This window comes from Serratia sp. PL7 (genome assembly GCF_945957435.1).
Genome location: NZ_CAMFLB010000064.1, coordinates 1 through 5,887, shown reverse-complemented (window position 1 = coordinate 5,887; position 5,887 = coordinate 1). Strand labels below are relative to the sequence as shown.

Annotated in this window: 3 protein-coding genes; all 3 read right to left on the bottom strand. The window is 53.3% G+C overall.

The window, feature by feature from the left end; genetic code table 11:
- Positions 1-59 precede the first annotated feature (59 nt).
- The 3 genes from lacY to lacI all read right to left on the bottom strand — a co-directional run bounded on the left by lacY (position 60) and on the right by lacI (position 5,641).
- Entirely contained in the window at positions 60-1,313 is a 1,254-nt protein-coding gene (lacY, locus tag N6G83_RS53785; protein WP_039184238.1) for a lactose permease, read from the bottom strand.
- A gap of 51 nt (positions 1,314-1,364) precedes the next feature.
- Positions 1,365-4,436 (bottom strand): beta-galactosidase, encoded by a 3,072-nt coding sequence (gene lacZ, locus N6G83_RS53780; protein ID WP_050152565.1) that lies wholly within the window; start codon positions 4,434-4,436, stop codon positions 1,365-1,367.
- A 122-nt stretch (positions 4,437-4,558) separates the two neighbouring features.
- Positions 4,559-5,641: a DNA-binding transcriptional repressor LacI gene (gene lacI, locus N6G83_RS53775; protein WP_024193489.1), complete on the bottom strand. Its 1,083-nt coding sequence runs from the start codon at positions 5,639-5,641 to the stop codon at positions 4,559-4,561.
- Positions 5,642-5,887 lie beyond the last annotated feature (246 nt).

Here is a 5,887-nt window from a genome sequence, read left to right as displayed (position 1 = left end):
CATTCCGTCCTGATAAGTTGGTCGGATAAGGCGCTCGCGCCGTATCCGACATTAATTTCTTAAGCGACTTCATTCACCTTGCGACGCAGCAGGGAAAGTGGGCCGGGGCCGCTAAGCGTGAACACGGAAATTAAGGTGAAGCCCAGCGCCACCAGACCCAGCACCAGGTAAGCGCCCTGGAAACCGATGCTTTCATACATATTGCCCGCCAGAATAGACATAAAAATCATCGCCAGTTGCTTAAAGAAGCAGAAACTGACCAGATAAATCGTCGCTGAAAAACGCACTTCAAACTGGCTGGTAATATATTTAAAGCAGCCCACCAGCAGGAACGGTACTTCAAACATATGCAGCGTTTTCAGAATAACCACTTCCAGTGCTGAGGTAGCGAACGATGAGCCAATAATACGTACTGACATAATAGTGCCAGCCAGCAGCAGGGCGTTTTTCCCACCGATGCGATTAATGATCAGTGGCGCAAAAAACATAATCGAGGCGTTAAGTAATTCGCCCATTGTCGTTACGTAGCCAAATACCCGCGTACCCTGTTCACCGGTAGCAAAGAACGAAGTAAAGAAATTAGCAAACTGTTGGTCAAAAACATCGTAGGTGCAGGAAACGCCAATAACATACAGTGACAAAAACCACAGTTTTGGCTGTCTGAACAGTTCCAGCGCCAGCTTAAGGCTAAATGCCGAATGGTTGGCACCTACCGCATTGGCAACCGTGGCAGAAGAGGGCGCATCCGTTTTGGCGAAAAAGAGTAAAACGGCGAGGATGAATGCACAGCCAGAACCCAGCCAGAAAACAAACTGATTATTGATGGTGAACATGATGCCGACAATCGAGGCACACAGCGCCCAGCCAACACAGCCAAACATCCGCGCGCGACCAAATTCGAAATTACTGCGACGGCTGACTTTCTCGATAAATGCCTCTACTGCTGGCGCACCGGCGTTAAAACAAAAGCCTAGATAAATACCACCAACAATCGATCCTACTAAAATGTTGTATTGTAACAGTGGCCCGAAGATAAAAATAAAGAACGGCGCAAACATCACTAACATGCCGGTAATAATCCACAGCAGGTATTTGCGCAGCCCGAGTTTGTCAGAAAGCAGACCAAACAGCGGTTGGAATAATAGCGAGAACAGAGAAATAGCGGCAAAAATAATACCCGTATCACTTTTGCTGATATGGTTGATGTCATGTAGCCAAATCGGGAAAAACGGGAAGTAGGCTCCCATGATAAAAAAGTAAAAGAAAAAGAATAAACCGAACATCCAAAAGTTTGTGTTTTTTAAATAGTACATAATGGATTTCCTTACGCGAAATACGGGCAGACATGGCCTGCCCGGTTATTATTATTTTTGACACCAGAGCAACTGGTAATGGTAGCGACCGGCGCTAAGCTGGAATTCCGCCGACACTGACGGGCTCCAGGAGTCGTCGCCACCAATCCCCATATGGAAACCGTCGATATTCAGCCATGTGCCTTCTTCCGCGTGCAGCAGATGGCGATGGCTGGTTTCCATCAGTTGCTGTTGACTGTAGCGGCTGATGTTGAACTGGAAGTCGCCGCGCCACTGGTGTGGGCCATAATTCAATTCGCGCGTCCCGCAGCGCAGACCGTTTTCGCTCGGGAAGACGTACGGGGTATACATGTCTGACAATGGCAGATCCCAGCGGTCAAAACAGGCCGCAGTAAGGCGGTCGGGATAGTTTTCTTGCGGCCCTAATCCGAGCCAGTTTACCCGCTCTGCTACCTGCGCCAGCTGGCAGGTCAGGCCAATCCGCGCCGGATGTGGCGTATTGCTCGCCACTTCAACATCAACGGTAATCGCCATTTGACCACTTCCATCAATCCGGTAGGTTTTCCGGCTGATAAATAAGGTTTTCCCCTGATGCTGCCACGCGTGGACCGTGGTAATCAGCACCGCGTCGGCAAGCGTATCTGCCGTGCACTGCAACAACGCTGCTTCGGCCTGGTAATGGCCCGCCGCCTTCCAGCGTTCGACCCAGGCGTTAGGGTCAATGCGGGTCGCTTCACTTACGCCGTCGTTATCCAGCGGTGCGCGGGTGAACTGATCGCGCAGCGGCGTCAGCAGTTGTTTTTTATCGCCAATCCACATCTGTGAAAGAAAGCCTGACTGGCGGTTAAATTGCCAACGCTTATTATCCAGCTCGATGCAAAAATCCGTTTCGCTGGTGGTCAGTTGCGGGATGGCGTGGGGCGCGGAGCGGAGTGTCACGCTGAGGTTTTCCGCCAGACGCCACTGCTGCCAGGCGCTGATGTGTCCGGCTGCTGACCATGTGGTCGCGTTCGGTTGCACTACGTGAACCGTTAGCCAGAGTTGTCCGGCGCTCTTCGGCTGCGGTAGTCCAGGCAGTTCAATCAACTGTTTACCTTGTGGAGCGACATCCAGAGGCACTTCACCGCTTGCCAGCGGCTTGCCATCCAGCGCCACCATCCAGTGCAGGAGCTCGTTATCGCTATGACGGAACAGGTATTCGCTGGTCACTTCGATGGTTCGCCCGGATAAACTGAACTGGAAAAACTGCTGCTGGTGTTTTGCTTCCGTCAGCGCCGGATGCGGCGTGCGGTCGGCAAAGACCAGACCGTTCATGCAGAACTGGCGATCATTCGGCGTATCGCCAAAATCACCGCCGTAAGCCGACCACGGATTGCCATTTTCATCATATTTAATCAGCGACTGATCCACCCAGTCCCAGACGAAGCCGCCCTGTAAACGGGGGTACTGACGAAACGCCTGCCAGTATTTAGCGAAGCCGCCAAGACTGTTACCCATCGCGTGGGCGTATTCGCAAAGGATCAGTGGGCGCGTCTCTCCAGGCAACGAAAGCCATTTTTTGATGGACCATTTCGGCACAGCCGGGAAGGGCTGGTCTTCATCCACGCGCGCGTACATCGGGCAAATAATATCGGTTGCGAAGGTGTCGGCTCCGCCGCCTTCATACTGTACCGGGCGGGAAGGATCGACAGATTTGATCCAGCGATAGAGTGCGTCGTGATTAGCGCCGTGGCCTGATTCATTCCCCAGCGACCAGATGATCACACTCGGGTGATTACGATCGCGCTGCACCATTCGCGTTACGCGTTCGCTCATCGCGGGTAGCCAGCGCGGATCATCGGTCAGACGATTCATTGGCACCATGCCGTGGGTTTCAATGTTGGCTTCATCCACCACATACAGGCCGTAGTGGTCGCACAGCGTGTACCACAGCGGATGGTTCGGATAATGCGAACAGCGCACGGCGTTAAAGTTGTTCTGCTTCATCAGCAGGATATCCTGCACCATCGTCTGCTCATCCATGACCTGACCATGCAGAGGATGATGCTCGTGACGGTTAACGCCGCGAATCAGCAACGGCTTGCCGTTCAGCAGCAGCAGACCATTTTCAATCCGCACCTCGCGGAAACCGACATCGCAGGCTTCTGCTTCAATCAGCGTGCCGTCGGCGGTGTGCAGTTCAACCACCGCACGATAGAGATTCGGGATTTCGGCGCTCCACAGTTTCGGGTTTTCGACGTTCAGACGTAGGGTGACGTGATCGGCATAACCACCACGCTCATCGATAATTTCACCGCCGAAAGGCGCGGTGCCGCTGGCGACCTGCGTTTCACCCTGCCACAAAGAAACCGTCACCCGCAGCTCATCGCGCAGCTCGCCGTACATCTGAACGTCTGCCTCCAGTACAGCGCGGCTGAAATCATCATTAAAGTGAGTGGCTACATGGAAATCGCTGATTTGCGTGCTCGGTTTATGCAGCAACGAGACGTCACGGAAAATGCCGCTCATCCGCCACATATCCTGATCTTCCAGATAACTGCCGTCACTCCAGCGCAGCACCATCACCGCGAGGCGGTTTTCTCCGGCGCGTAAAAATGTGCTCAGGTCAAATTCAGACGGCAAACGGCTGTCCTGGCCGTAACCGACCCAGCGCCCGTTGCACCACAGATGAAACGCCGAGTTAACGCCATCAAAAATAATTCGCGTCTGGCCTTCCTGTAGCCAGCTTTCATCAACATTAAATGTGAGCGAGTAACAACCAGTCGGATTCTCCGTGGGAACAAATGGCGGATTGACCGTAATGGGATAGGTCACGTTGGTGTAGATGGGCGCGTCGTAACCGTGCATCTGCCAGTTTGAGGGGACGACGACAGTATCGGCGACAGGAAGATCGCACTCCAGCCAGCTTTCCGGAACCGCTTCTGGTGCCGGAAACCAGACAAATTGCCACTCACCATTCAGGCTGCGCAACTGTTGGGAAGGGAGATTGGTGCGGGCCTCTTCGCTATTACGCCAGCTGGCGAAAGGGGGATGTGCTGCAAGGCGATTAAGTTGGGTAACGCCAGGGTTTTCCCAGTCACGACGTTGTAATACGACGGCCAGTGAATCCGTAATCATAGTCATAGCTGTATCCTGTGTGAAATTATTATCCGCTAACAATTTCACACAACATACGAGTCGGACGCATAAAGTGTAAAGCCTGGGGTGCCTAATGAGTGAGCTGACTCACATTAATTGCGTTGCGCTCACTGCCCGCTTTCCAGTCGGGAAACTTGTCGTGCCAGCTGCATTAATGAATCGGCCAACGCGCGGGGAGAGGCGGTTTGCGTCTTGGGCGCCAGGGTGGTTTTTCTTTTCACCAGAGAGACGGGCAAAAGCTGATTGCCCTTCACCGCCTGGCCCTGAGAGAGTTGCAGCAAGCGGTCCACGCTGGTTTGCCCCAGCAGGCGAAAATCCTGTTTGATGGTGGTTAACGGCGGGATATAACACGAGCTGTCTTCGGTATCGTCGTATCCCACTACCGAGATATCCGCACCAACGCGCAACCCGGACTCGGTAATGGCGCGCATTGCGCCCAGCGCCATCTGATCGTTGGCAACCAGCATCGCAGTGGGAACGATGCCCTCATTTAGCATTTGCATGGTTTGTTGAAAACCGGACATGGCACTCCAGTCGCCTTCCCGTTCCGCTATCGGCTGAATTTGATTGCGAGTGAGATATTTATGCCAGCCCGCCAGACGCAGACGCGCCGAGACAGAACTTAATGGGCCCGCTAACAGCGCGATTTGCTGGTGACCCAATGCGACCAGATGCTCCACGCCCAGTCGCGTACCGTCTTCATGGGAGAAAATAATACTGTTGATGGGAGTCTGGTCAGAGACATCAAGAAATAACGCCGGAACATTAGCGCAGGCAGCTTCCACAGCAATGGCATCCTGGTCATCCAGCGGATAGTTAATGATCAGCCCACTGACGCGTTGCGCGAGAAGATTGTGCACCGCCGCTTTACAGGCTTCGACGCCGCTTCGTTCTACCATCGACACCACCACGCTGGCACCCAGTTGATCGGCGCGAGATTTAATCGCCGCGACAATTTGCGACGGCGCGTGCAGGGCCAGACTGGAGGTAGCAACGCCAATCAGCAACGACTGTTTGCCCGCCAGTTGTTGTGCCACGCGGTTGGGAATGTAGTTCAGCTGCGCCATCGCCGCTTCCACCTTTTCCCGCGTTTTCGCAGAGACGTGGCTGGCCTGGTTCATCACGCGGGAAACGGTCTGATAAGAGACACCGGCATACTCTGCGACATCGTATAGCGTTACTGGTTTCACATTTACCACCCTGAATTGACTCTCTTCGGGTGCTATCATGCCATACCACGAAATGTTTTGCGCCATTCGGAGGGGGCACGCCGAAGTGAGATTCAAAATGCCGACGTCAGTTCACAGGTGGGTAATGATACCAACGTGTTGATTTCGTATTTTCACTGACACCAGGATCATCCTGATGTTACAAGGATTGAATGACTACAGATTAAAATAGTCATCAACAGGTTGACAGCATTACCCAGAATATCG

Coding starts and splice junctions, on each gene's coding strand:
- lacY (WP_039184238.1), bottom strand. CDS start 1,313: ATGTACTATTTAAAAAACACAAACTTTTGGATGTTCGGTTTATTCTTT.
- lacZ (WP_050152565.1), bottom strand. CDS start 4,436: ATGACTATGATTACGGATTCACTGGCCGTCGTATTACAACGTCGTGAC.